The organism is Streptomyces ochraceiscleroticus (assembly GCF_000720485.1).
GTDB classification, from domain to species: Bacteria; Actinomycetota; Actinomycetes; order Streptomycetales; family Streptomycetaceae; genus Streptomyces; species Streptomyces ochraceiscleroticus.
Window position 1 is genome coordinate 1 of the sequence record NZ_JOAX01000089.1, and the last position, 484, is coordinate 484.

The window sequence follows — 484 nt, forward strand, 5'->3', positions numbered from 1 at the left end:
TGGGCTCGGAGATGTGTATAAGAGACAGACATGGGCAGGAACGCCTTGATCACACCGCCGATCCCGACGGCGATGTTCTTCAGCCCCGACAGGAAGGACTTGAGGTTCTGCCCGGCGACCTTCGCCATGGAGTTCGCGAACGTCTCCAGGCCCTTGCCCTTGGTGCCGCGGTCGATCTCGTCGATGAACGACCCGAACGCCTTGGACGCCTCCTTGACGAACGGGGTGAGCAGCGGCAGCAGCCGCCGCACGACCTGAAGGCCCTTGGTGTAGACGGGCATGGTCGACGAGCTGAGGCTGTCGGACCACTTCTGCTGGTCCTTCTTCAGCCCGATGAACTCCTTGGCCATCGCCCGCGTGTGCGGCGGCATCTGCGCGAGGGCGTCGGTGTAGGCCTTCTGCTTCTCGGCGGCGTCCTCCGCGCCGAGGACCTCCGCCAGCTGGGCGGGGGTCCACGCGTAGTAGGCTGTCTCTTATACACATT

The 484-nt window shown here is 64.3% G+C and carries 1 protein-coding gene; it reads right to left on the reverse strand.

Going from position 1 to position 484, the window contains the following annotated elements; all coding sequences use genetic code 11:
- Nucleotides 1–371: hypothetical protein (locus tag IG84_RS38555; protein WP_037801477.1), on the reverse strand; the 371-nt coding region annotated here is incomplete at its 3' end.
- Nucleotides 372–484 lie beyond the last annotated feature (113 nt).